This is a genomic window from Paraburkholderia fungorum (assembly GCF_046027605.1).
Lineage (GTDB): Bacteria > Pseudomonadota > Gammaproteobacteria > Burkholderiales > Burkholderiaceae > Paraburkholderia > Paraburkholderia fungorum_F.
Genome location: NZ_JAQQEF010000005.1, coordinates 150,912 through 172,374 on the forward strand (window position 1 = coordinate 150,912; position 21,463 = coordinate 172,374).

The 21,463-nt window shown below is 63.0% G+C and carries 21 protein-coding genes; 10 read left to right on the plus strand and 11 right to left on the minus strand.

Annotation, left to right across the window (positions count from 1 at the left end; translation table 11 throughout):
• Position 1: 1 nt before the first annotated feature.
• Positions 2–646, plus strand: coding sequence for an endonuclease III (nth, locus tag PQR53_RS11150; RefSeq protein ID WP_408453119.1), 645 nt, complete (start codon positions 2–4; stop codon positions 644–646).
• Positions 647–855: 209 nt separating this feature from the next.
• Positions 856–1,290: a DUF1841 family protein gene (locus tag PQR53_RS11155; protein ID WP_408453122.1), complete on the plus strand. Its 435-nt coding sequence runs from the start codon at positions 856–858 to the stop codon at positions 1,288–1,290.
• A 75-nt stretch (positions 1,291–1,365) separates the two neighbouring features.
• Here the strand turns inward: PQR53_RS11155 and PQR53_RS11160 are convergent, their stop codons facing one another.
• Together PQR53_RS11160 and PQR53_RS11165 are read right to left on the minus strand one after the other, a co-directional pair.
• Positions 1,366–1,749: a c-type cytochrome gene (locus tag PQR53_RS11160; protein ID WP_408453125.1), complete on the minus strand. Its 384-nt coding sequence runs from the start codon at positions 1,747–1,749 to the stop codon at positions 1,366–1,368.
• Positions 1,750–1,808: 59 nt separating this feature from the next.
• On the minus strand, positions 1,809–2,177 hold the full coding sequence (locus PQR53_RS11165; RefSeq protein WP_408453127.1) for a c-type cytochrome: 369 nt from the start codon (positions 2,175–2,177) through the stop codon (positions 1,809–1,811).
• A gap of 424 nt (positions 2,178–2,601) precedes the next feature.
• Between PQR53_RS11165 and PQR53_RS11170 the strand changes: the two genes are divergently transcribed.
• The 5 genes from PQR53_RS11170 (at position 2,602) to PQR53_RS11190 (ending at position 7,899) form a co-directional block, all read left to right on the plus strand.
• The gene (locus PQR53_RS11170; RefSeq protein ID WP_370710504.1) at positions 2,602–3,444 is read left to right on the plus strand and encodes an AAA family ATPase; all 843 of its coding nucleotides are present in this window, start codon (positions 2,602–2,604) and stop codon (positions 3,442–3,444) included.
• A 24-nt stretch (positions 3,445–3,468) separates the two neighbouring features.
• A complete protein-coding gene (locus PQR53_RS11175; RefSeq protein WP_323047745.1) occupies positions 3,469–4,644 on the plus strand; it encodes a vWA domain-containing protein in 1,176 nt (391 codons plus the stop codon).
• Positions 4,645–4,695: 51 nt separating this feature from the next.
• Complete coding sequence (locus tag PQR53_RS11180; RefSeq protein WP_408453131.1) at positions 4,696–5,916, plus strand: benzoate/H(+) symporter BenE family transporter; 1,221 nt, start codon at positions 4,696–4,698, stop codon at positions 5,914–5,916.
• 376 nt (positions 5,917–6,292) lie between these two features.
• Positions 6,293–7,246 carry a transaldolase gene (gene tal / locus PQR53_RS11185; protein ID WP_408453134.1) on the plus strand — a complete coding sequence of 318 codons (954 nt, stop codon included), beginning with the start codon at positions 6,293–6,295 and terminating at the stop codon, positions 7,244–7,246.
• A gap of 233 nt (positions 7,247–7,479) precedes the next feature.
• Entirely contained in the window at positions 7,480–7,899 is a 420-nt protein-coding gene (locus PQR53_RS11190) for a VOC family protein (protein ID WP_408453136.1), read from the plus strand.
• A 14-nt stretch (positions 7,900–7,913) separates the two neighbouring features.
• Here the strand turns inward: PQR53_RS11190 and PQR53_RS11195 are convergent, their stop codons facing one another.
• The 6 genes from PQR53_RS11195 to PQR53_RS11220 all read right to left on the minus strand — a co-directional run bounded on the left by PQR53_RS11195 (position 7,914) and on the right by PQR53_RS11220 (position 13,585).
• Positions 7,914–9,038 carry an FUSC family protein gene (locus tag PQR53_RS11195; RefSeq protein WP_408453139.1) on the minus strand — a complete coding sequence of 375 codons (1,125 nt, stop codon included), beginning with the start codon at positions 9,036–9,038 and terminating at the stop codon, positions 7,914–7,916.
• Between the two features lie 125 nt (positions 9,039–9,163).
• Positions 9,164–10,714: a monocarboxylate uptake permease MctP gene (mctP, locus tag PQR53_RS11200; protein WP_408453142.1), complete on the minus strand. Its 1,551-nt coding sequence runs from the start codon at positions 10,712–10,714 to the stop codon at positions 9,164–9,166.
• Positions 10,714–10,953, minus strand: a complete 240-nt coding sequence (locus PQR53_RS11205; RefSeq protein ID WP_408453145.1) for a DUF3311 domain-containing protein — start codon at positions 10,951–10,953, stop codon at positions 10,714–10,716. The genes mctP and PQR53_RS11205 overlap by 1 nt, the downstream gene beginning before the upstream one ends.
• Positions 10,954–11,388: 435 nt before the next feature.
• Positions 11,389–12,312 carry a class I SAM-dependent methyltransferase gene (locus PQR53_RS11210; RefSeq protein WP_408453148.1) on the minus strand — a complete coding sequence of 308 codons (924 nt, stop codon included), beginning with the start codon at positions 12,310–12,312 and terminating at the stop codon, positions 11,389–11,391.
• Entirely contained in the window at positions 12,309–12,782 is a 474-nt protein-coding gene (locus PQR53_RS11215) for a DNA-deoxyinosine glycosylase (protein ID WP_408453151.1), read from the minus strand. The genes PQR53_RS11210 and PQR53_RS11215 overlap by 4 nt, the downstream gene beginning before the upstream one ends.
• Entirely contained in the window at positions 12,782–13,585 is an 804-nt protein-coding gene (locus PQR53_RS11220) for a chorismate--pyruvate lyase family protein (RefSeq protein ID WP_408453154.1), read from the minus strand. Before PQR53_RS11220 ends, PQR53_RS11215 begins: the two co-directional genes overlap by 1 nt.
• A 244-nt stretch (positions 13,586–13,829) precedes the next feature.
• On the opposite strand from PQR53_RS11220, the gene PQR53_RS11225 reads away from it, so the two are divergent.
• Positions 13,830–14,336, plus strand: a complete 507-nt coding sequence (locus PQR53_RS11225; RefSeq protein WP_408453157.1) for an OmpA family protein — start codon at positions 13,830–13,832, stop codon at positions 14,334–14,336.
• Between the two features lie 125 nt (positions 14,337–14,461).
• Here PQR53_RS11225 and PQR53_RS11230 read toward each other — a convergent pair whose 3' ends face one another.
• Positions 14,462–16,261 carry a hypothetical protein gene (locus PQR53_RS11230; protein WP_408453160.1) on the minus strand — a complete coding sequence of 600 codons (1,800 nt, stop codon included), beginning with the start codon at positions 16,259–16,261 and terminating at the stop codon, positions 14,462–14,464.
• 303 nt (positions 16,262–16,564) lie between these two features.
• Between PQR53_RS11230 and PQR53_RS11235 the strand changes: the two genes are divergently transcribed.
• Positions 16,565–16,834 carry a hypothetical protein gene (locus PQR53_RS11235; protein WP_408453162.1) on the plus strand — a complete coding sequence of 90 codons (270 nt, stop codon included), beginning with the start codon at positions 16,565–16,567 and terminating at the stop codon, positions 16,832–16,834.
• Between the two features lie 162 nt (positions 16,835–16,996).
• Here PQR53_RS11235 and htpG read toward each other — a convergent pair whose 3' ends face one another.
• Both htpG and PQR53_RS11245 read right to left on the minus strand, forming a co-directional pair.
• Entirely contained in the window at positions 16,997–18,895 is a 1,899-nt protein-coding gene (gene htpG / locus PQR53_RS11240) for a molecular chaperone HtpG (RefSeq protein WP_408453165.1), read from the minus strand.
• Between the two features lie 77 nt (positions 18,896–18,972).
• Positions 18,973–20,427 (minus strand): aminotransferase-like domain-containing protein, encoded by a 1,455-nt coding sequence (locus tag PQR53_RS11245; RefSeq protein WP_408453168.1) that lies wholly within the window; start codon positions 20,425–20,427, stop codon positions 18,973–18,975.
• Between the two features lie 278 nt (positions 20,428–20,705).
• On the opposite strand from PQR53_RS11245, the gene PQR53_RS11250 reads away from it, so the two are divergent.
• The gene (locus tag PQR53_RS11250; RefSeq protein WP_408453171.1) at positions 20,706–21,395 is read left to right on the plus strand and encodes a VOC family protein; all 690 of its coding nucleotides are present in this window, start codon (positions 20,706–20,708) and stop codon (positions 21,393–21,395) included.
• Positions 21,396–21,463: the final 68 nt, after the last annotated feature.

A 21,463-nucleotide genomic window follows, 5' to 3' on the forward strand; every position in this document is an offset into this window, starting at 1 on the left:
CATGAACGCGAACAAACGCCGCGCCATCTACGAGACGCTTCAGAGTCTCAACCCGCATCCCACCACCGAACTCGAGTACACCACACCGTTCGAACTGCTGATTGCCGTGCTGCTGTCGGCGCAGGCCACCGACGTCTCGGTGAACAAGGCGATGCGCAAGATGTTTCCCGTCGCGAACACGCCGCAGAAAGTGTTCGATCTCGGCGAAGAAGGGGTGGTCGGCTACATCAAGACGATCGGCCTGTATCGGACCAAGGCGAAGAATGTGATCGCAACCTGCCGCATTCTGCTCGACCAGTACGGCGGCGAAGTGCCGGAGGATCGTGAAGCGCTCGAAAGCTTGCCGGGGGTCGGCCGCAAAACGGCGAACGTGATTCTGAACACGGCGTTCGGTCATCCGACCATCGCCGTCGACACCCACATCTTTCGGGTTGCGAATCGAACTGGGCTCGCGCCCGGCAAAGACGTGCGGGCAGTCGAAGCGGCGCTGGAGAAATTCACGCCCGCCGAGTTCAAGCAGGATGCGCACCACTGGTTGATCCTGCATGGCCGCTATGTGTGTAAAGCGCGCCGCCCGGAATGCTGGCATTGCGTGATCGAGCCACTGTGCGAATTCAGGCCCAAGACGCCGCCGCCCGACCTCTGAGAGCGGCACGGGTTCGGCGGGCGGGGAGGACGCCGCATCACTGCGGCGTTCGCGTGCATCGCCTACGTCGCATCCTCCAGATACACCGCGGCCTCGGTTGCCCTTCGGTCCACTGCGGCACGCGCTGAGGCGCCGCCAGCAAGCCACCCCGCCCCGGCGTAAAATCACCCCCTTCGAACCCGCCCCACACTTACCGCACCCTTCCCACGATGTTCAATCCCAGCCGCGACGAAGTCCGTCAATTTTTCACCGACACCTGGCGCAAGCAGCGTCAAGGCGAGATTCTGACGCCGCTCGAAGCGATCGCCGCCGACTGGATCGTCGAGCATCCGGAATATCACGCCGATCTAACCAGCACGGAAGCCGCCCAGGCTCAGGACTATTCGCCCGAACGCGGCCAGACCAACCCGTTTCTGCACCTGTCGATGCATCTGGCGATTACCGAACAGTTGTCGATCGACCAGCCGCCGGGCATCCGCGCGGCGCACGAGCGGCTCGCCGCCCGTCTCGGCTCGACCCACGAGGCCCAGCACGCGATCATGGACTGCCTCGGCGAAACCATCTGGGAAGCACAACGCACCGGCACGCCGCCGGACACGGACGCGTATTTGCAGCGCATCGAGCGGCGCGCCACCCGGGACTGAGCCCTGAAAGCACAACACCCCGCCGAAGCGGGGTGTTGTTCAATCTGAAAGCAACGCAAAAACAGCGCGACGCTGTTACTTCTTCTGCACCAGATCGCCGTTCAGCGATTCGACGTACGCCGCGATGTCTTTCATGTCACTTGGCGACAGGCTTTGCACCTGCGCCTGCATGATCGCGTTATTGCGACCGAGGTGCGGGTTGCCGTTGCCCATCTGGTACTGGCGCAGCGCCCAGTAGACATAGTCGGAATGCTGACCTGCGAGCTTCGGATATTCCGGGCTCACTGGGTTGTTCAGGTTGACGCCGTGGCAAGCCGCGCAGTTGTGGTTGTTGGCCAGCACCTTACCGTTGCCGGCATCAGCGGCGTGCGCGACATTCGCTACAACCAGACCGATGACTGCCGCCGACGCGCATGCAGCCTTGAACACCGTGTGGAGTGCCTGTTGGGGCTTATTCATGAATTCTCCTATCCCGCGAATATAAATAGCCGAGTGACCGGATGGATGACCGCAGCCGATCACTTGTCGGGATTGCTCTTCGAAGAGGAATTTTGCGCTGCGTAGTAGGCAGCGATATCGGCGATGTCCTGATCCGACAGCGACGCGGTGATTGCGCGCATCGTTTCGAAATGGCGGTCGCCCTTCTTGTAGCCGCGCAGGGCGTTCTCGAGGTACGCCCGATTCTGGCCGCCGAGCATGGGCACGCGGTAGACCTCAGGGTAAGCCGTGCGGTATTCAGGAATGCCGTGGCAGCCAATACACATCGCGACCTTGCCTTGGCCCGCCTTCGCGTTGCCGACGACATCCGCTGCCTGCGCACTGGCCGCATAGCCCGCGAACACCGACAGCGCTACGATCACGACGTGTTTGCCAACGAATTTATTCATAGCATGTAACCTGGCTTGAGGGGAACGGGCGCCCAAAAAGGCAACGGCCCGCGCCGTTCTTCTTATAGGGTAGCCACGCAGGCCAAAAAAATCGGGCTAATTGTACCGCGCCGCCGCGCCAAACGTCCACCGCGCGGGGCCGCGGCGCCTCCGGGCGGCGCAAAGCCACGGCTAGCGCCATTCTGCCCCGCCGCGTCTCGCCCACGTCGCCTGGCGCTTACCGCGCAATCTGGCCGGCTGTGCCCACGCCACCCGGCGCACCCGCCCACCGGGTGCGCCGGGCAAGCGTGCAGGGCGCTCGCAAACGCCCGATGGGCGCCAACTGCAGCGTCCGACACCGCGGGTCACACCTTACGCGAGCCCGTTTCAGGCCAACAGGCCTTCTGACTTATACTGGGTTTTTTCTCAAAAAGAGCATCTCGCCATGCGTTTTGAAGGCTCATCGCAGTACGTCGCCACCGACGACCTCAAGCTCGCGGTCAACGCCGCGATGACGCTGAAGCGCCCGTTGCTGATCAAGGGCGAACCCGGCACGGGCAAAACCATGCTCGCGGAAGAGGTCGCCGCCGCGCTCGGCATGCCGCTGCTGCAGTGGCATATCAAGTCCACCACCAAGGCCCAGCAAGGCCTGTACGAGTACGACGCGGTGTCGCGTCTACGCGATTCGCAGCTCGGCGACGAGCGCGTCAAGGACATCCGCAATTACATCGTCAAGGGCGTGCTGTGGCAGGCATTCGAGTCCGACGAGCAAACGGTGCTGCTGATCGACGAAATCGACAAGGCCGACATCGAATTCCCGAACGACCTGCTGCGCGAGCTCGACCGCATGGAGTTCTACGTCTACGAGACCCACGAGCTGATCCGCGCGAAACAGCGCCCGCTTGTGATCATCACGTCGAACAATGAGAAGGAGCTGCCCGACGCCTTCCTGCGCCGATGCTTCTTCCACTACATCAAATTCCCCGAGCCGGTGACGATGCAGCAGATCGTCGAGGTGCACTACCCCGGCATCAAGAAGGAACTGCTCGCCGCGGCGATGCAGAGCTTCTTCGAGTTGCGCAACGTCGCCGGTCTGAAGAAGAAACCGTCCACCTCGGAACTGCTCGACTGGCTGAAGCTGCTGCTCGCGGAAGATATTCCGCCCGAAGCGCTGCGCTCGTCCGACCAGAAGCAGATCATCCCGCCGCTGCACGGCGCGCTCCTGAAGAACGAACAGGACGTGAGCCTGTTCGAGCGGCTGATCTTCATGAACCGCAACAACCGCTGATCGACCGGCCGCCGAGGACACAGCATGCTGATCGACTTCTTCTACTCGCTGCGCGCCGCCAAACTGCCGGTGTCGGTGAAGGAATACCTGACGCTGCTCGAGGCGCTGAAAGCCAATGTGATTGCACCGTCGCTCGACGAGTTCTACTATCTCGCGCGCATCACGCTGGTCAAGGACGAGCAGTATTTCGACAAGTTCGACCAGGCGTTCGGGGCGTATTTCAACGGCGTCGCGCAAGCCTCGGAGCTGGCCTTCGACGTCCCGCTCGACTGGCTGAAGAAGAAGCTGCAACGCGATCTGTCGCCGGAAGAAAAAGCGCAGATCGAAGCCATGGGCGGCCTCGACAAGCTGATGGAGCGCCTGAAGGAACTGTTCGACGAACAGAAAGAGCGCCACGAAGGCGGCAGCAAATGGATCGGTACGGGCGGCACCTCGCCGTTCGGCAACGGCGGGTATAACCCGGAGGGCGTGCGCATCGGCGGCGACGCGGCGGGCAATCGCACGGCGGTGAAGGTGTGGGAGGCGCGCGCTTATCGCGATTACGACGACCAGGTCGAAATTGGCACGCGCAATATCAAGGTCGCGCTGCGCCGCTTGCGCCGGTTCGCCCGCGAAGGGGCCGCCGAAGAGCTCGATCTGCCCGACACGATCCGCAGCACCGCGGCGAACGCCGGCTGGCTCGACCTGAAGATGGTGCCGGAGCGCCACAACAAGGTGAAAGTGCTGATGCTGCTCGACGTGGGCGGCTCGATGGACGATCACATCAAGCGCACCGAAGAGCTCTTTTCCGCCGCCAAGGCGGAGTTCAAGCATCTGGAGTTTTATTACTTCCACAACTGCGTGTACGACTTTCTGTGGAAAAACAACCGCCGCCGTCACGCCGAGCGCATGCCCACCTGGGACGTGCTGCACAAGTTCACATCTGACTACAAGCTGATCTTCGTCGGCGACGCGACCATGAGCCCGTACGAAGTGCTGCAGCCCGGCGGCTCGGTCGAATACAACAATGCCGAAGCCGGCGCCGTGTGGCTGCGCCGTCTCGCCGACCATTTCCCCCATCACGCGTGGCTGAATCCGGAGCCGGAAGGCTTGTGGGCGTACCGGCAGTCGGTCAGCGCGATCCGCGAAGTGCTCGGCCACCGCATGTATCCGCTCACGCTCGCCGGACTCGAAACCGCGATGCGCATGTTGAGCAAATAACCCGCTCGCGTTTTTCATTCCAACTCCTTCCAACTATAAGAAAGCCTCTGTATGAGTCAGTCTTCAGCGCCCGATTTGTCCCCTGCCGACACGCCGCCCGGGCGTTTCAACCCCATTGCCGACACCTCGCTGTCGGCGATCGTCGCCGGCTTCGTCGCGATGATGACGGGCTATACCAGCTCGCTCGTGCTGATGTTCCAGGCCGGCCAGGCCGCGCATCTCACCGATGCGCAGATTTCTTCGTGGATCTGGGCGCTGTCGATCGGCATGGCCGTGTGCACGATCGGCCTCTCGCTGCGTTTTCACGCGCCGATCGTGATTGCATGGTCGACACCCGGTGCGGCGCTGCTGGTGTCGTCGCTGCCGCATGTGGCCTACCCCGAGGCGATCGGCGCGTTTATCGTCTGCGCGGTACTGCTGACGGTGGTCGGCCTGACCGGCTGGTTCGATACGCTGATGAAGAAAATCCCGGCAGGCATCGCCTCGGCTTTGCTGGCGGGCATTCTGTTCGAGATCGGCATCGAGATTTTCCGCGCCGCGCAATTCCAGACGGCGCTCGTGCTGACGATGTTCGTCACCTACCTGATCGTCAAACGCCTCGCGCCCCGCTATGCGATCGTGACGACGCTGATCGTCGGCACGGCCGCCGCCGGCGGGCTCGGACTGCTCGACTTCAGCCGCTTTCACGTCGCGCTCGCCCATCCGGTGTTCACGGTGCCGGCGTTTTCGGTTGCGGCGAGCGTCAGCATCGGCATTCCGCTGTTCGTCGTCGCGATGGCCTCGCAGAACGTGCCGGGCATCGCCGTGCTGCGCGCGGACGGCTACACCACGCCCTCCGCGCCGCTGATTTCGACGACCGGCATCGCCTCCTTGCTGCTCGCACCGTTCGGCTCGCACGGCATCAATCTTGCGGCGATTACCGCGGCGATCTGTACCGGCCCCGAAGCGCACGAAAACCGCGACAAGCGCTACACCGCGGCGGTCTGGTGCGGCATTTTCTATCTGATCGCCGGGATTTTCGGCGCGACCATCGCCGCGCTGTTCGCTGCCTTGCCGAAGGCGCTGGTGGTATCGGTGGCAGCGCTGGCGCTGTTCGGCTCGATCATGAGCGGGCTCGCCAACGCGATGCAGGATTTGAAGCAGCGCGAGGCGGCGCTGGTGACGTTCATGGTGACAGCCTCGGGGCTCACGCTGCTGTCGATCGGCTCGGCGTTCTGGGGGCTGGTGGCGGGCGTGCTGACGCAAGTGGTGCTGAACGCCCGGCGCGCCTGAAACGGCCGCCGGAGGCAGTGGGCCGGCGTGGCCTTGTCGTGCTGCTGTGTGGCCGCAAAACGGCGGGACCCGACGCTGCTGGCAAAGGTCTCGCAAGGCATTGCCAAAAGCGATCTTGGGAGGCACCACGCAACAGCCAATCTATCGCCCGAAAATCCGTTTGAACGGATCGCCCGGGGCAAGTGTCAATACTGCATCAGGCGATCCGCCATAGAATAGAAGCATCCGGCAGCGCCTTCCGCCAACCTTCCCCGGCAACATGGCGGGCAGACGCTGTAGCGTGACCCGCGGCCGCCGGAACGGTTCTGTCTGTTCTGTCCGGTGGCAATCTCATTTCTCCTGAACCACGGCGCACACGCGCCATGAAGGCTCGAACATGACAACCGCACTCGATCAACTCAAGCAATACACCACCGTCGTGGCCGATACGGGCGACTTCCAGCAGCTTGCCCAGTACAAGCCGCAGGACGCGACCACCAATCCGTCGCTGATTCTGAAGGCCGTTCAGAAAGACGACTACAAGCCGCTGCTCGAAAAGACCGTGAAAGCGCACGCGTCGAAGCCGGTCGCCGCGATCATCGACCAGTTGCTGATCGCCTTCGGCACCGAAATTCTCAAGATCATCCCGGGCCGTGTATCGACCGAGGTGGACGCGCGTCTGTCGTTCGACACAGAGGCGTCGATCGCCAAGGGCCGTGAGCTGATCGCCCTGTACAAAGAGCATGGCATCGGCCGCGAACGCGTGCTGATCAAGCTGGCCTCCACGTGGGAAGGCGTCCGCGCCGCTGAAGTGCTACAGAAGGAAGGCATCCACTGCAATATGACGCTGCTGTTCTCGCTCGCGCAAGCCGCTGCCTGCGCCGAAGCCGGCGCGCAACTGATCTCGCCGTTCGTCGGCCGTATCTACGACTGGTACAAGAAGAACGCCGGCAGTGCCTGGGACGAAGCAAAAGACGGCGGCGCCAACGATCCGGGCGTCAAATCGGTGCGACGCATTTACGCGTACTACAAGAAGTTTGGCTACAAGACCGAGGTGATGGGCGCAAGCTTCCGCACGCCGGGCCAGATTCTGGAACTGGCGGGCTGCGATCTGCTGACCATCAGCCCGGATCTGCTGCAAAAGCTTCAGGACAGCACCGAGAAGGTCGAGCGCAAGCTGTCGCCGGAGATCTCCACGGGTGCGGACATCGAGCGCGTGCCGGTCGACGAATCCTCGTTCCGTTTCCTCGTCAACGACGAAGCCATGGCAACTGAAAAGCTCGCTGAAGGGATCCGCGCGTTTGCCGCCGACGCCGTCAAACTGGAAAAGCTGATCGAAGCACTGCGTTAAAGGGCTTTTGTTTAGCTAAGCGCACGGTCAAGCACGCGGCCCTGAGCCTGCCGGTTCAGGGCCGCGTGCCGTTTAAAGGCCCGCGCCGAATAGCTGCCCGTGCTGCGGACCCCTACGACATAAAGTCACAATTGCTGCCCCAACGGACGACTACAATCGTCTGCACGCCCGCTTCCTTGTTGCCCTTTGCCGAAGAAACGCGGCGCCGCTGCCCCTAATTCCAGGAGACGATCATGTACGTTCAGCCTTACGTATTTTTCAACGGCCGCTGTGAAGAAGCGCTCAAGTACTACACCGAGAAACTCGGCGCCGAGGTGTTGCTGATGATGCGCTACAAGGACGCGCCGCCCAACCCCGACCCGCAGAACCAGCCGCGCCCCGGACTGGAAGAAAAGATCATGCACGCCACGATCAAGCTCGGCTCGACCAACTGGATGGCCTCCGACGGCCACTGCGATCCCGCGGCCACGTTCAGCGGCTTCAGCCTCTCGCTGACGGCCGACGACGCCGCGTCCGGCGAGAAATATTTCAACGCGCTGGCCGACGGCGGTTCGGTGACGATGCCTTGGCAAGCCACCTTCTGGAGCAAGGGCTTCGGGATGGTGGTGGACCGCTTCGGTCTCGCGTGGATGGTGACGCTGCCAGACGCCTGAGCGCGTCACGCGCCCTACCCCTGCAACAACGCCCGCGAATGCCGCTCGATGTTCCAGTTCGGCTCTGTCTCGAGCAGCAAAACGCGCAACCGGTCCACCTGTTCAGCAAGCCGCTGCCCGAGCCAATACGGCCCCTGCAAGTCGCGCGGCAGTTCAAGCGCTATGTTGCTGTGCGCCTGCGCGAGCGGCGCGGCGGCCGGAATGCCGAAATGCGTCACGCGGCCAAACCGCAGGGCGCGCGCCATGGCCAGCAGCATGCCGCGCACGGCGTGCACCTCTGCGCCACACTCCTGCGCATATGCAGCGCGCGCCACCGCGTCCGAGCGCATCAGCGAGCCGGTTGCCAGCAATTCAAGCGAACTGAGCACCGAGCGATGCAGCCGCTGGATCTCATCGAGCCTGGCCAGCGGCACATCGATCTCTTTGGCCACCGAGGGCATCAGCGAGCGCAACTGAACCAGCCGCTTGTTGATCGCGAGGAAGCGTTTGACCTGCTCTTCGTCGGTGACCGTCTCGCCTTCCAGCAAACGGGTGTAGATTCGCGCGCATTCGCGCAGATTGGTGGCGAGGCCATAGCGCCACGAATACGTGGCGTGCAGCGGCAACGCGAACGAAAACGCCAGCGCGATCACAATGCCGATCAGCACGTTCAGCGTGCGCCATAGGCCGACGTCGATCAGATTATCGCCATGCCCCGCGACGATGCACATCGTGATCGCCGTCAGCAGACCGATGTAACCGGACGAACCGATTGCAAACCATGCGCAAATCGCTGCGACGATCGACATCAGCACATAGGTGAGCGGCAGCGAGCCAAGCAGATTCTGCTGCACAATCAGCAGAAGCCCGATCGATGCGCCCAGCAGCGTGCCCGCCGCCCGTTCGGCGGCCTTCTTGCGGATATTGCCGTGGTGCTGCAAGCCGCCGATCACCACCAGCAGCGTCACCGACGACCAGATGCCGTGCGGAATATCGATGCCGGTGGTCGCGAGAATCGACACCAGCATGGCGAAGCCCACACGCAGACTATGCAGCATCTTCGCGTGGCGATAGCGATAGTACGGCGACGTGACCATGCGCACCATGCGGCTGATGGCCGAACGGCGGGCAATCACGGTGCGGGAATCGGCAGAAGCCATGGCGGCACGAGGGACGCTTTTGAAGGTGGGTTCCGCTATCCTGCCCTGGAGTGGCCCAGAAAGACAAACGCCCGCAAACTTTCGTCAGCGGGCGTTACTTCTCAAGGCGAGATGGAACGGCTGACCTAGCCTTCGACCACGTCCAGATAGTCTTCCGGACGGGTGCGGTCCTCGGCGCGCTGCATGCCGAACATGCGCACCAGCAAGCTGACCACCACCGACACCACCAGGTTGACGATCAGCGACCACACCGCCGCGTAGCCCGGAATCGCCATGCCGAACAGGTGAATCGTGAAGATCGAGCCCGCCAGCTTCAGCGAAATCGCCATCCAGGTCCCGGTGGCGATACCGACCGCCCAGCCGATCAGCAGGCCGCGATAGTCGAGCACGCGCGTGTACAGACCCAGCACGATGGCCGGCAGCGTCTGGATGATCCAGATGCCGCCCAGCAGTTGCAGCTGGATCGCGTACGTCAACGGCAGGCCGAGAATGAACGCGACCGCGCCGACCTTGACGATCAGCGACACCAGCTTCGCGACGTTGGTCTCCTGCTCATGCGACATGTTGCGGTTCACGAACTCCTTGTGGATGTTGCGCGTGTAGAGGTTCGCCGCCGCAATTGACATGATGGCCGCCGGCACCAGCGCGCCGATGCCGATCGCCGCGAACGCCACGCCCACGAACCACGACGGGAAGAAGTGCAGGAACAGCGCCGGTACCGCGAAGTTCGGGCCGAATGCCTTGAAGTACGGCGCAAATTCCGGCATGTCCTTCACGCCCGCGGCCAGCGCCATGAAGCCGAGCAAGGCGAGCAGGCCGAGCACCAGCGAGTAAGCCGGCAGCATCGCCATGTTGCGGCGAATGGTATTGCCCGATTTCGACGACAACACCGCGGTGATCGAGTGCGGGTACAGGAACAGCGCGAGCGCCGAACCGACCGCAAGCGTCGCGTACGCGCTATAGCCGTTCAGGTTCGATACGTCCGGTGCTTTCAGCAGCAGCTTGGCCGGCGGCACCACGCTGAAGATGTGACCGAAGCCGCCCAGTTGCGGCGGAATCACAATGACCGCGGCAAAGATCACGATATAGATCAGCACGTCCTTGACGACCGCGATCATGGCCGGTGCGCGCAGGCCCGACGTATACGTGTACGCGGCGAGGATCGCGAATGCGATGATCAGCGGCAGATCGCCGACGAAGCCCTTGGTGTCGAAACCCAGCGCGCCGATCACCACTTCGATACCGACCAGTTGCAACGCGATGTACGGCATGGTCGCGACGATGCCGGTCACGGCGATCGCCAGCGCCAGCATGCGGCTGCCGTAGCGAGCGGAGACGAAGTCAGCCGATGTCACGTAGCCCTGACGTTTGGCGATGCTCCACAGTTTCGGAAACACGACGAACGCGAACGGATAAATCAGGATCGTGTACGGCAACGCGAAGAAACCAGTTGCGCCCGCACCGAATACCAGCGCCGGCACGGCGATGAAAGTGTAGGCGGTGTACAGGTCGCCGCCCAGCAGGAACCACGTGACGACCGTGCCGAAGCGCCGGCCGCCGAGGCCCCACTCTTCCAGATGGGCCAGGTCGCCCTTGCGCCAGTGGGCCGCGATAAAACCGAGAATGGTGACGCCAATGAAAAACAGGACGAAGACAAATGTTGCGGTGGCGTTCATTATCGTGCGCCCCCTTGCGAGCTGCCCGTCGAGCGGGTCTTGGTCTTGAAGTACACGAGCGCCGTGATGATCGCGCTAAGCAGCACCCACAGGAGCTGGTACCAGTAGAAGAACGGAAAATCGAACAGTTGCGGTTCGACCTTGTTATATGACGGCACCCAGATCATGGCGATCCAGGGCAACAGCAGCAGCCAGAGCCAGTGCTTGCTGGCTTTGTTCGCGTCGGCGTCGTGAGCCATGACGTCTCCTCTTCCCTATTATTGAAATGTTGGCCCGTGGTTGACGGGTGGTGGATCTCCCCGTCGCAGATAGGCCACGGGCGCCCCGAAAGCTCCGAAAGAGTATAGGAGCGGCGAACGTGCGGTCAAGCAGGGACGACCCGAGGCGGGACGTGCTTTTGAGGCCAGTTGGCGGGTGTTTTGAGGTGGGCGGGACGGTGTGTCGCCGCAAGGTGGAATGCTGGTGTGGCCGCAGGTGTCGGGCCGGGCCACTGATGTGTCGCTCGCCGATGAGCCCTCGTGGGCATTGTTGCCAGGCTGCGTGATGCGCGGTGGGTTGTGGCGTCGACGACCGTCGCGTCGACGCAACGGCAGCGGTCCTTGGGTCTCGCCATAGTCCGGGTCTCGCCACGGTCGAGCCGGCTTGCCCGGGCCGACCGCGTCATTCGTCACTCGTCAGAGCGAGAACGCGTTTCCGTTCTGGCCGGTCGATTCCTGCAGCCCCTTGATCCACTTGCGCGCCGGCAAACCGAGTTCCGCTTCGATCAGCCTGGCGCGTGCTTGCAGCGCCGCGAACGGTACCTCGAGGGCCGGGCCCGAGAAGGCGATCGCGATGCGGTTGCCGTCGTGAACTTCCGGCAATGCGACCACGCGGCCGTCGAACGCTTCGTTCAGACGCTTCATGTTACGCACGAAGCTCGGGTGATCGCCGAACAGGTTCACCGTCACCACGCCCGCGTCGGTCAGACATGCGCGCACCGCCCGGTAGAAACCGACGCTGTCGAGCACCGGGCCACGCGCGGTGGCATCGTAGACGTCGATCTGCAACGCGCCGATCGTGCCATGGTTGGCGCGATCGTTGACGAAGTCCCATGCATCCATTTCGTGCACGGTCAGCCGTGCGTCGTCGTGCGGCAGTTCAAACATCGTGCGTGCCGCCACCACCACAGCCGGATTCAACTCGACCGCCTCGACCTTTGCGCGCTTCAGGAAACGGTAGGCAAATTTGGTCAGCGCGGCTGCGCCGAGACCGAGCTGAACGATCCGTTTGGGCGTCTCGATGAACAGCAGCCAGGCCATCATCTGCTGCGCGTACTCAAGTTCGATGTGATCCGGCTTGCGCAGACGCATCGCGCCCTGCACCCATTCGGTGCCGAAATGCAGGAACCGTACGCCGCCCTCTTCCGAGAACGTGACCGGTGCGAAACGTGGCTTGCGCGGCGCTTCGATTTGCGGCGCGTCGTGCAGATCGTCGTCGTGCGGCGCGCGCTTTTTTTGGCGCACGGCTTTCTGTTTGTTCAGCGTGTTATCGCCCGCGTCAGCGTCTTTGTTGCGGAATGCACGTGCTTCAGCCGAGGCGCGCTTGATCAATTTCGTCATGTAAGGATGTCTCGCCAGAGACGCAATTTTTGGTCGAACGAGAGCATAGCATTCGCCGGACTCGACGAAGGCAATACGAGGGTGACGTAGCCGGCCTCGCTGATCACCGGCGCGAAGCGGCCCGCCGTCTTGCCGTTGAAGCAGACTTTGGCGAGTTGCGGGGCGTGGGCGCGCAGCGATGCGAAATCGTTGGGGCTGGCGTTGCGGATTGCGGCGTCGAGACTGCCTTCGCGCTCGCAGGCGGCGAGCACGTCCCACACGCCGATGCCGTGCGCGAGCACGCGGCGCAAACGTTCTTCATAGGCGAGTTCGGCAAGCGGTTCGTCGAGCACGGCGCCGAGCAGCCGCCAGAACTGGTTGCGCGGATGCGCGTAATACTGAGTCGCCGCGAGCGACGCCTCGCCGGGAAAGCTGCCGAGAATCAGCGTATGCGTATCCGCCGCGACGACTGGGGGAAAGCCGCGCAGCATCAGCGCTTCACCTTGTTGTCCGATGCTGGTGCGTGCGTGGATTCACGCGCAGCGTGCTCGTCGTGATGGTCAGATGCCGGCGCGTGCCCGGATTCACGCATCCCCCGTTCGAAATGACCTGCGGGCTCCGCACGCGGCGCACCATGGGCGCGCGACACCGTGTGGTCGAGCGGCCGGCCATGTTCCCGCACATGGGTACGCTGCGGCACTTGCGCGGAGGCTGGGCGCGCAGCCGGTGTCCGTGCCGAAGACGCCAGATGCGCCCACAGCGCCGGCAACATGCACTCGGTCACCATCAACGGCGCGCCGTGGCGCTCGAACACCGAGCGGCGCGCGACCAGCGCATGTGGCGGCGTTGCGTCAATCTCCCGCACCGCCAAGCGGTACAACGGATGACGCGCGGTCAACCTGCGGCTCACCAGCGACGAGCGCGCGACGCTGCTATCGCTATACAGCAACTCGGCGAGCGGCCGCGTACGCAATCGCCGCGTAGCCTGCCACACGCCGACGCTTGCGGCCAGCGGCGCGATGCTATGCGCAGCGACGAAGGGCACACCGTCCACCGACAACACCACTTCCCGAACCCACACCGGCGCGCGCGGCACGAGGCCGAGCGGGGCGTGCTCGTCGGCCCACGGCAACGCGACGGCTTCACGCGTCACACGCACGGTGACTTCGCCCAGTGTGCGCAGATGCGCGGTCAGCGATCCGCCGCGGGTCAACCAGTCTTTCTGAGCGGCGCTAAAGCGGGGTAAGGGCGCGACGCGCCAGTGGGCGTCGGCGGCATTGAAACGGATAGACATGGTGTCGGATTATAGCGGCGCGGCCGTCAGAGCATTACCTGGCCCTCACCTATCTCCCCTTCAGGAAGTTCCATTGACAACTGTCTGAACGCTGACTCGCCTCAAACAGATTGTCGATTTCAGAGTGTTCCGATTCTCCTGTGCCAGCGACGCGCGATACAACCTTCGTGCTTTACAAAGTCGTCGGCTCGCCCGCGATCGAAGGGCGCGCCATTTGATCGGATACAGAAGGAGAAGAAGAAACATGAGAACGTTCCTGGGCGCAACAGCATGCGCAATGTCGGTACTGCTGATGGCGGGTTGCGCGACGCCGCTCAATCGCGATACGGAAACATCGCTGAACAAGGCGGTCGGCATCGAGGTGGCCCCCGTCGCCGGCGGTGTGGCGGTGAAGCTGCCGGAGGCCGCGCTGTTCGAATTCGGCAAATCCGAAGTCCGCGGCGACGCGGCCATGGTGATCGACCGCTCCGCCGCGTTGCTCAAGCGCAGCAAGAAGCCGATCGTGGTGGAGGGATACACCGATAACGTGGGCACGCTGGAATACAACCAGAAGCTCTCGGAGGACCGCGCTACCGCGGTGGGTTACTCGCTGGTGGCGCGCGGCGTGGCGCAGGATCGAATCCGCACGAAGGGCAACGCGTATAACAATCCGGTAGCACGCAACGACACGGCTGAGGGTCGCGCACTGAATCGCCGCACGGAGATCCTCGTGCGTGGGGAAACGATGGATACGCTGATGGGCAAGAAGTAGGCGTCCGTCATCCGACGCCTGGCTCGTAAAAACGCCCGCGTCATGCGGGCGTTTTTGCGTGTGCGTTCTGCGTGTGCGTTCTTATAAACTCGCCTTCCAGTTTCAGCCATTCGCGATTCACGTAACTATCGTGCGCCAGCCATCGCCCGCAATTGGGCCGCCACGCGCGCCACCACCGGCTCCCACGCCCCCGGCTGAGGCTGTCTGAACAGATCGACCGAGTCGTACCACGGCTGCATTTCCTCATTTCCCCAGCACCAATGCGACACATGATCGAGCATCGCCATCACTGGACGCCCCAACGCACCGCCCAGATGCAACGGCGCGCTGTCGATGGTCACCACGGCATCGAGCGCGCTCACGTGCGCGGCCACGTCGTCGAAACCCGCCTGGTAGCGCGCCGTCAGATCGCTGACGCGATGGCCCTGCGCGGTCAAGGCCGCCACGTCGGCGTGACGGCCCGGCGTCAGCGGATGGAATACCACCTTGGATAAAGTGAGGATCGGCGCCAGCGCCGCCAGCGGAATGGAGCGCTTTGCGTCGCGCCGATGCGTCGGGCTGCCCGACCACACCAGGCCGACATGCAGCGCGGCGTCGTTGCCGCACGCGCTGACATGCTCACGCCACGCGGCCACTTTGGCCGCGTCGGCATGCAGGTAGGGCGCACCGTGCACCTGTTCAGGCGGCAAGCCAAGAACGGATAGCACGCTCATCATCGGCAGGCCATAGTGCGGTTTACCGAGCATGCCCTCTTCAATCGACACGCAATCCGCGTAATAGCGCGCAAACAGCGGCTGCAATGGGCGGCGCACCGCAAGCACCAGGCGGCCGCCCTCATCGCGCACACGCGCCGCCAATTCCGGCACGAAGCGCACCATCTGGATGTCGTCGCCACTGCCCTGCTCGCTGTGCACGACCAGCGTCTTGCCGGCGAGCGGTTCACCTCGCCAGCGCGGGCACAGCTGTGCCATCAAAGTGACCACATTGTTCGACTCGCGGTCGTCGCGCGTCAAACGCGCCTCGAAATGCGGCCATCCGCTCGACCATGCGCCGCGCCGCAGTTTCAGGTCGGCCAGATCGACCGCAGCTTGGGTCGTCGATGGATCGCACACGAGCGCGGCATGCAGTGCCGCTTCGCTCTCGTCGTAGCGTGCCTGTTCGGCGAGATACATGCCGATCGCGGCCAGCACGTCGGCATTGCCGGGCACGGCGGCATCGACGGCACGCATGGTCGCCTCGGCCGCCGCCGCGTCGTTGCATTGCCATTGCGCGTGGCTCAGTTGCCAGGCCATTTCCGCATCGGCGGGATTGCGTGCCAGCATTTCGCGGCAAACACGTTCGACCGTGGGCCAATCGCGACTCTCGCGCAAGGCGAGCACGAGCTGCAACGGCAGCGCGGGGTGCATTGATGGGTCGCGCGCATAGGCCCGCAACAGTGCCTCGCGACGCTCGGCTCGCGAGCCCGCATCCGTTTGCGCTGCCAACGAAATCGCCAGCCACCACGGCGCACGCGCGTCCTGCGGCACATGCTGCTCATACGCGCGCACCATGTGCGCCGCTGCCGAATGTGCGCCGCAGTGATCGATCAACCCGACAATCCAGTCGATCGTCGCGGCATGCGACTGGGCAACCACTGCCCGTTCGCTGTTGCGCCGCGCGGCCTCGGCATGGCCGAGTGCATCGGCAAAGAGCGCCAGCCGGGCATGACGTACACCACTTGTCACAGCCTGCGCTTGCGACGCGCTGTGATAGGCCTCTTCGAAGCGGCCCGCGCTCGCGCACAAGTCCGCGTGCAACTGCGGCGACACGCCTTGCGCCACGAACTCGACAGCGCTTCGCGCGGCGGCATCGAAACCTTGCTCGCGCAGGATGGACCACAGCAAATGAATAGGATCGGCGGAATTCGCCAAGGCAGAGTCGGACATAGCGATACGATAAATGAGCAAGGAGTGAGCGAGGCGTGAATCGCAACGGCGGGTTGCGTGGATGCGTCATCGCGGAAATAAGACTCGGTGTTTCATCGGCTTAAAGATTGCAAACAATCCTCTAAACCTCCGAGTTTCGAACGCGTGAGCATAAGATAAATCGGCGCTTTTACATCTCATAAACCAATCTCAATTTATGGTTGTTGAAGAGTTTTAATTAGTTAACCATAATTAATTTTCAGGTGAATTTTTCCAGCAAGAAGCTTCGCCTGAATCGACAAAAAACACATAGGAGTAAAGGGCTTGAATACTACGAACTCGAAAGAAACGTCAGACCGCATCGCCCATCTGGCCGCGGTCGTCTTGCGGCGCGCGAGCGCTTCGCATCTGGAAAAAGAACTCGCCGGCTCGGCGCTCGCGCAGCATCACACGGCGAAGCAAACCAGTACTGCCATCGGCAGTCTCGCGGCCAAGGTGCTGGCCGATCACCATTCCTGCATGGAGGCCAAGGAACTAGCCGGTTCCGTGCTGTCGCAGGTGCGCCATCTGCATGGGCTGGCGCTGGTGCGTTAAAAGCGCTCCACTGCCTCCGCTTAAACCCGGTGCGAAACCGTACCGGGAGCACGAAAGCAATCGGCAAAAAAAATGCGCTGCCGAAGCAGCGCATTTTTTATCTACAGGCGTCAAACCAACGCCGGCCCGGGCTCAACTCAAGCTCCATTCAAACTCGAAAACTCAAGCCTCACGCGCCAACAACAACGCGTTCGTCCGCTTCACGAAGCTAGCCGGATCTTCCAGCGCGCCGCCTTCAGCGAGCAAGGCCTGATCGAACAGCAGATGGCACCAGTCGTCGAAGTTCACGCTATCCGCATGCAAGCCCTTCACCAGCGCATGCTCCGGATTCACTTCGAGAATCGGATGGAACGACGGCGCTTCCTGACCCGCCGCCTTCAGCATACGCTGCAGATAGCCGCTCATTTCGCCGTCGTCGGCGACGAGACAGGACGGCGAATCGGTCAAACGGAACGTCAGACGCACATCCTTGGCCTTGTCCTTCAGCGCTTCCTTCATCTTGTCGACGAGCGGCTTGAACTCTTCGCCGACCTTCTCCTGCGCCTGCTTTTCCTCGTCGTTCAGCGCGCCCAGATCGAGATCGCCGCGCGCGACACTTTGCAGCCGCTTGCCGTCGAACTCGTTCAGGAACGAGAGCATCCATTCATCGACGCGGTCGGTCAGCAACAGCACTTCCACGCCCTTCTTGCGGAACACCTCGAGGTGCGGGCTGTGGGTCGCGGCCTGCCAGGTATCGGCGGTCACGTAGTAGATCTTGGTCTGCTCGGGCTTCATGCGCGAAACATAATCGGCGAGCGAAACCGTTTGCTCCGGCGTCTCCGTGTGCGTAGACGCAAAACGCACCAGCTTCGCAATACGCTCGCGATTGGCGAAGTCTTCGCCAATGCCTTCCTTCAGCACCTGGCCGAATTCCTTCCAGAAACCGGCGTACTTTTCCTTGTCGGCTTCGTTCTCAGAATTCGCCAATTCCTCGAGCATCGACAGCGACCGCTTGGTCACCCCTTCGCGGATCGCCTTTACATCGCGGCTCTCCTGGAGGATTTCACGCGACACGTTCAGCGGCAAATCAGCCGAATCGACCACGCCCTTCACGAAGCGCAGATACGCGGGCAGCAGTTGTTCGGCGTCGTCCATGATGAACACGCGCTTCACGTACAGCTTCAGGCCGCCGCGATGATCGCGGTTGAACATGTCGAACGGCGCGTGCGTGGGCACATACAGCAGTTGCGTGTATTCGCTGCGGCCTTCGACGCGGTTATGCGTCCACGTCAGCGGATCCTGATGATCGTGCGAGAGATGCTGATAGAACTGCTTGTACTGCTCTTCAGTGATGTCGTTCTTCGAACGGGTCCACAGCGCGCTTGCCTGGTTGACGGTCTCGTCTTCGTCCTTCGTGACCATCTCGCTCTTTTCAGCGTCCCACTCTTCCTTCGCCATCAGGATGGGCAGCGCGACGTGGTCCGAGTACTTCTGAATGATCGACTTCAGACGATGCGACGACAGCAGTTCATCCTCATCGGCACGCAGATGCAGCGTGATGGTCGTGCCGCGCGCGGCGCGCTCGATCTGCTCGACCGCGAAATCGCCCTCGCCCGCGCTTTCCCAGCGCACGCCTTCCGAAGCCGGCAAGCCGGCACGGCGCGTTTCCACGGTGATCTTGTCCGCGACGATGAAGCCCGAGTAAAAGCCCACGCCGAACTGGCCGATCAGCGCCGCATCTTTCTGCTGATCGCCGGAGAGCTTGCCGAAGAATTCCTTGGTGCCCGAGCGCGCGATGGTGCCGAGGTTGGCGATCGCTTCATCGCGGCTCATGCCGATGCCGTTGTCGTCGAGCGTGATGGTGCGTGCGGCCTTGTCGTACGACACGCGAATCCGCAGATTCGAATCGTTTTCGTACAACGCACTGTTTTCGATCGCTTCGAAGCGCAGCTTGTCGGCCGCGTCTGACGCATTCGAAATCAGCTCGCGCAGAAAGATTTCCTTGTTGCTGTACAGCGAATGGATCATCAGGTGCAGAAGTTGTTTAACTTCTGCCTGAAAGCTCATGGTTTCTTGTGCCATGGTCGGACTTCCTCTCTGTTACGAATACGAATGGGATTGAACATTGCCGGCGTAAGTTGGGGCGAGCCGGCGCGGTTTCAAGAGGCACGCCGCGCGACGCTGTCCAGATAGCGGCACAGGAACGTCGCCAGTTCGGGATCGCCGCAGTTGGCAATATTGAAGCGCATCCACGTGGTCGGCGATTGCTGCGGAGAAAACAGACTGCCAGGTGTCAGCAGAAAGCCGTCTTCGTGGCCGGCGGCCGCAAGCGCGCTCGCATCGACTCCCGTGTCGGCCCACAGGAACATGCCCGCCGTGGGCGTCAGGAACAGCCTCAGGCCGGTCTTCTCGAGCATCCGCACGGATTTTTCGCGCACGCCGTCGAGCCGCGCGCGCAGCCGCTCGACATGCCGGCGATAGTGGCCCTCGGTGAGAATCTTGTAGAGCACGCGCTCGTTCAGTTCGGGGCTCGTCATGCCGACCAGCATCTTCTGATCGCTGACGGCCGTGGCCACTTCCGGCGCGCAGGCGATAAAACCCACGCGCAAATTCGGCGCGAGCGTCTTCGAAAAGCTGCCCAGGTAGATCACGCGCTTCAACTGGTCGAGACTCGCGAGCCGCGTTCCGGGATAGCTCGGCGGGCAGAGATCGCCGTAAATATCATCTTCGACGACGATGAAATCGTAGGCCTCGGCGAGACGCAGAATGCGGAACGCCTGCGCGGCCGTGAGCGACGTGCCGGTGGGGTTCTGCAGCACCGAATTGATCACCAGCATTTTCGGCCGCCATGTCTGCACCAGCGACTCGAGCGCGTCGAGGTCCGGCCCGTCCGGCGTATAGGGCATGCCGACGAGGTGCGCGCCCTGCGACGCAAAGCGCCCGAACATCTGAAACCAGGCCGGATCGCCGACGATCACCGCATCGCCCGACTTCACATAGATGCGTGAAATCAGGTCGATCGCCTGCGTAATACCGGAGACCATCACGATCTGATCCGGCGAAGCGCCGATTTCCAGCTCCTCCAGCCGCGTCTGCAACTGCTGGCGCAGCGGCAAAAAGCCCTGCGGCGTGCCGATGCCGAGCATCTGCGCGCCGCTTTGCCGGCCAAGCGTGCGCAGCGCGTTGGTGATCAGATCGCCGTCGAGCCAGCGCCCCGGCAGATAGCCCAGCCCCGGGCTGCGCTCGGGGCGCGCGCCCGTATGCAGCATATTGCGCAGCAGCCAGACGACGTCGATCGTGGCCGGCGCGGGCGCCGCCGCGGCGATCGTGCGGATCTCAGCGGTTGGCGCACCGCCCAACCGTTCGCGCACATAGAAGCCGGAACCGCGCCGCGACTCCAGGTAACCCTGCGCCACCAGCCGCTCGTACGACTCGACCACGGTGAAGCGCGATACGCCCTTGTCCAGCGCCAGCTTGCGGATCGACGGCATGCGCATGCCGGGACGGAACACGCGCTCCTCGATGCGGCGGCGCGCCCACTGGACGAGCTGCTCGACCAGCGTCAGCGACGCCGTGTCGTGCGGGGTGGGAATCTGGGCAAGCGGGACGGACATGACGGGCTCCAACTGTACCGAACGGTATCGACTCGATTGTACCGTTACTGTGCTGGTCTGCGCCGCTACATTGAAGGCTACATTCAAGATAAGCAGCGGATGATGAAGCGGCCCGGGCGCTATGCACCGCCCACGGCCAGGCTCGGGCAACACCAGCCCAAACGCCATCCGTCTGGCCCGCCGACCCGGCAAACGGTTATGCTTACGACCCCGGCCACGCTGCTGCCGCACCCGGCGCGCGTTCCGGCTTACCGCAGAAACCGCTTTCCCGATCCGCCATGACTGCCCATTCGCTCCATCTCGACCATCTCGTGATTTCCGCCCGTACCCTCGACGAGGGCACGCAGTACGTCGCCGACACGCTGGGCGTCGCACCGGAAGGCGGCGGCGCGCATCCGCTGATGCGCACGCACAATCGCCTGCTGAATCTGTGGGGTGAGGTGTATCTGGAGGTGATCGCAATCGATCCTCAGGCCGCGGAACCCGCGGATGGCGCCGCGCCTCGCGCCCGCCTGTTCGCCCTCGACGACCCGGCGACGCAGGCACGGCTCGAAAAAGGGCCGTACCTGTCGCATTGGGTTGCCCGAGTCGACCGGCCGAAGCGGCTCACGGTCTGGCAAACGCAGTATCCAGAGCGCATCGCCCCGATCGTGCCGATGACGCGCGGCGATTTCACGTGGGGCCTGTCAGTGCCTGACGACGGCGCCTTCCCCGCCTGGCACGGCGCGGGCGACGGCGTGCTGCCGTCGCTGATCCAGTGGGACACGCCGCGCCATCCGTCTGGTGTCTTGCCTGAAACGGGCATTGCACTAAAAGCGCTGAAAGCTGCGCATCCGCAAGCCGACACGATCGCGGCTCAATTGCACTGGCTGGGCGCGGCGCACCTGATCGCACTCGAGCCCACGGCAGGCGCTGCGGCGCTGGTCGCCGAGTTTGAAACACCCGACGGTCTACGGACCCTTAAATAAGCAGCGCGCGCGGGTCGTCGACTCGCGCGATAATTGAAGTTTTGACCGGTTCCAGAGATACCAGCAGA

Coding starts and splice junctions, on each gene's coding strand:
- PQR53_RS11175 (WP_323047745.1), top strand. CDS start 3,469: ATGCTGATCGACTTCTTCTACTCGCTGCGCGCCGCCAAACTGCCGGTG.
- PQR53_RS11165 (WP_408453127.1), bottom strand. CDS start 2,177: ATGAATAAATTCGTTGGCAAACACGTCGTGATCGTAGCGCTGTCGGTG.
- PQR53_RS11230 (WP_408453160.1), bottom strand. CDS start 16,261: ATGTCCGACTCTGCCTTGGCGAATTCCGCCGATCCTATTCATTTGCTG.
- mctP (WP_408453142.1), bottom strand. CDS start 10,714: ATGAACGCCACCGCAACATTTGTCTTCGTCCTGTTTTTCATTGGCGTC.
- PQR53_RS11220 (WP_408453154.1), bottom strand. CDS start 13,585: ATGTCTATCCGTTTCAATGCCGCCGACGCCCACTGGCGCGTCGCGCCC.
- PQR53_RS11170 (WP_370710504.1), top strand. CDS start 2,602: ATGCGTTTTGAAGGCTCATCGCAGTACGTCGCCACCGACGACCTCAAG.
- PQR53_RS11155 (WP_408453122.1), top strand. CDS start 856: ATGTTCAATCCCAGCCGCGACGAAGTCCGTCAATTTTTCACCGACACC.
- PQR53_RS11195 (WP_408453139.1), bottom strand. CDS start 9,038: ATGGCTTCTGCCGATTCCCGCACCGTGATTGCCCGCCGTTCGGCCATC.
- PQR53_RS11160 (WP_408453125.1), bottom strand. CDS start 1,749: ATGAATAAGCCCCAACAGGCACTCCACACGGTGTTCAAGGCTGCATGC.
- nth (WP_408453119.1), top strand. CDS start 2: ATGAACGCGAACAAACGCCGCGCCATCTACGAGACGCTTCAGAGTCTC.
- PQR53_RS11205 (WP_408453145.1), bottom strand. CDS start 10,953: ATGGCTCACGACGCCGACGCGAACAAAGCCAGCAAGCACTGGCTCTGG.
- tal (WP_408453134.1), top strand. CDS start 6,293: ATGACAACCGCACTCGATCAACTCAAGCAATACACCACCGTCGTGGCC.
- PQR53_RS11180 (WP_408453131.1), top strand. CDS start 4,696: ATGAGTCAGTCTTCAGCGCCCGATTTGTCCCCTGCCGACACGCCGCCC.
- PQR53_RS11250 (WP_408453171.1), top strand. CDS start 20,706: ATGACTGCCCATTCGCTCCATCTCGACCATCTCGTGATTTCCGCCCGT.
- htpG (WP_408453165.1), bottom strand. CDS start 18,895: ATGGCACAAGAAACCATGAGCTTTCAGGCAGAAGTTAAACAACTTCTG.
- PQR53_RS11190 (WP_408453136.1), top strand. CDS start 7,480: ATGTACGTTCAGCCTTACGTATTTTTCAACGGCCGCTGTGAAGAAGCG.
- PQR53_RS11215 (WP_408453151.1), bottom strand. CDS start 12,782: ATGCTGCGCGGCTTTCCCCCAGTCGTCGCGGCGGATACGCATACGCTG.
- PQR53_RS11225 (WP_408453157.1), top strand. CDS start 13,830: ATGAGAACGTTCCTGGGCGCAACAGCATGCGCAATGTCGGTACTGCTG.
- PQR53_RS11245 (WP_408453168.1), bottom strand. CDS start 20,427: ATGTCCGTCCCGCTTGCCCAGATTCCCACCCCGCACGACACGGCGTCG.
- PQR53_RS11210 (WP_408453148.1), bottom strand. CDS start 12,312: ATGACGAAATTGATCAAGCGCGCCTCGGCTGAAGCACGTGCATTCCGC.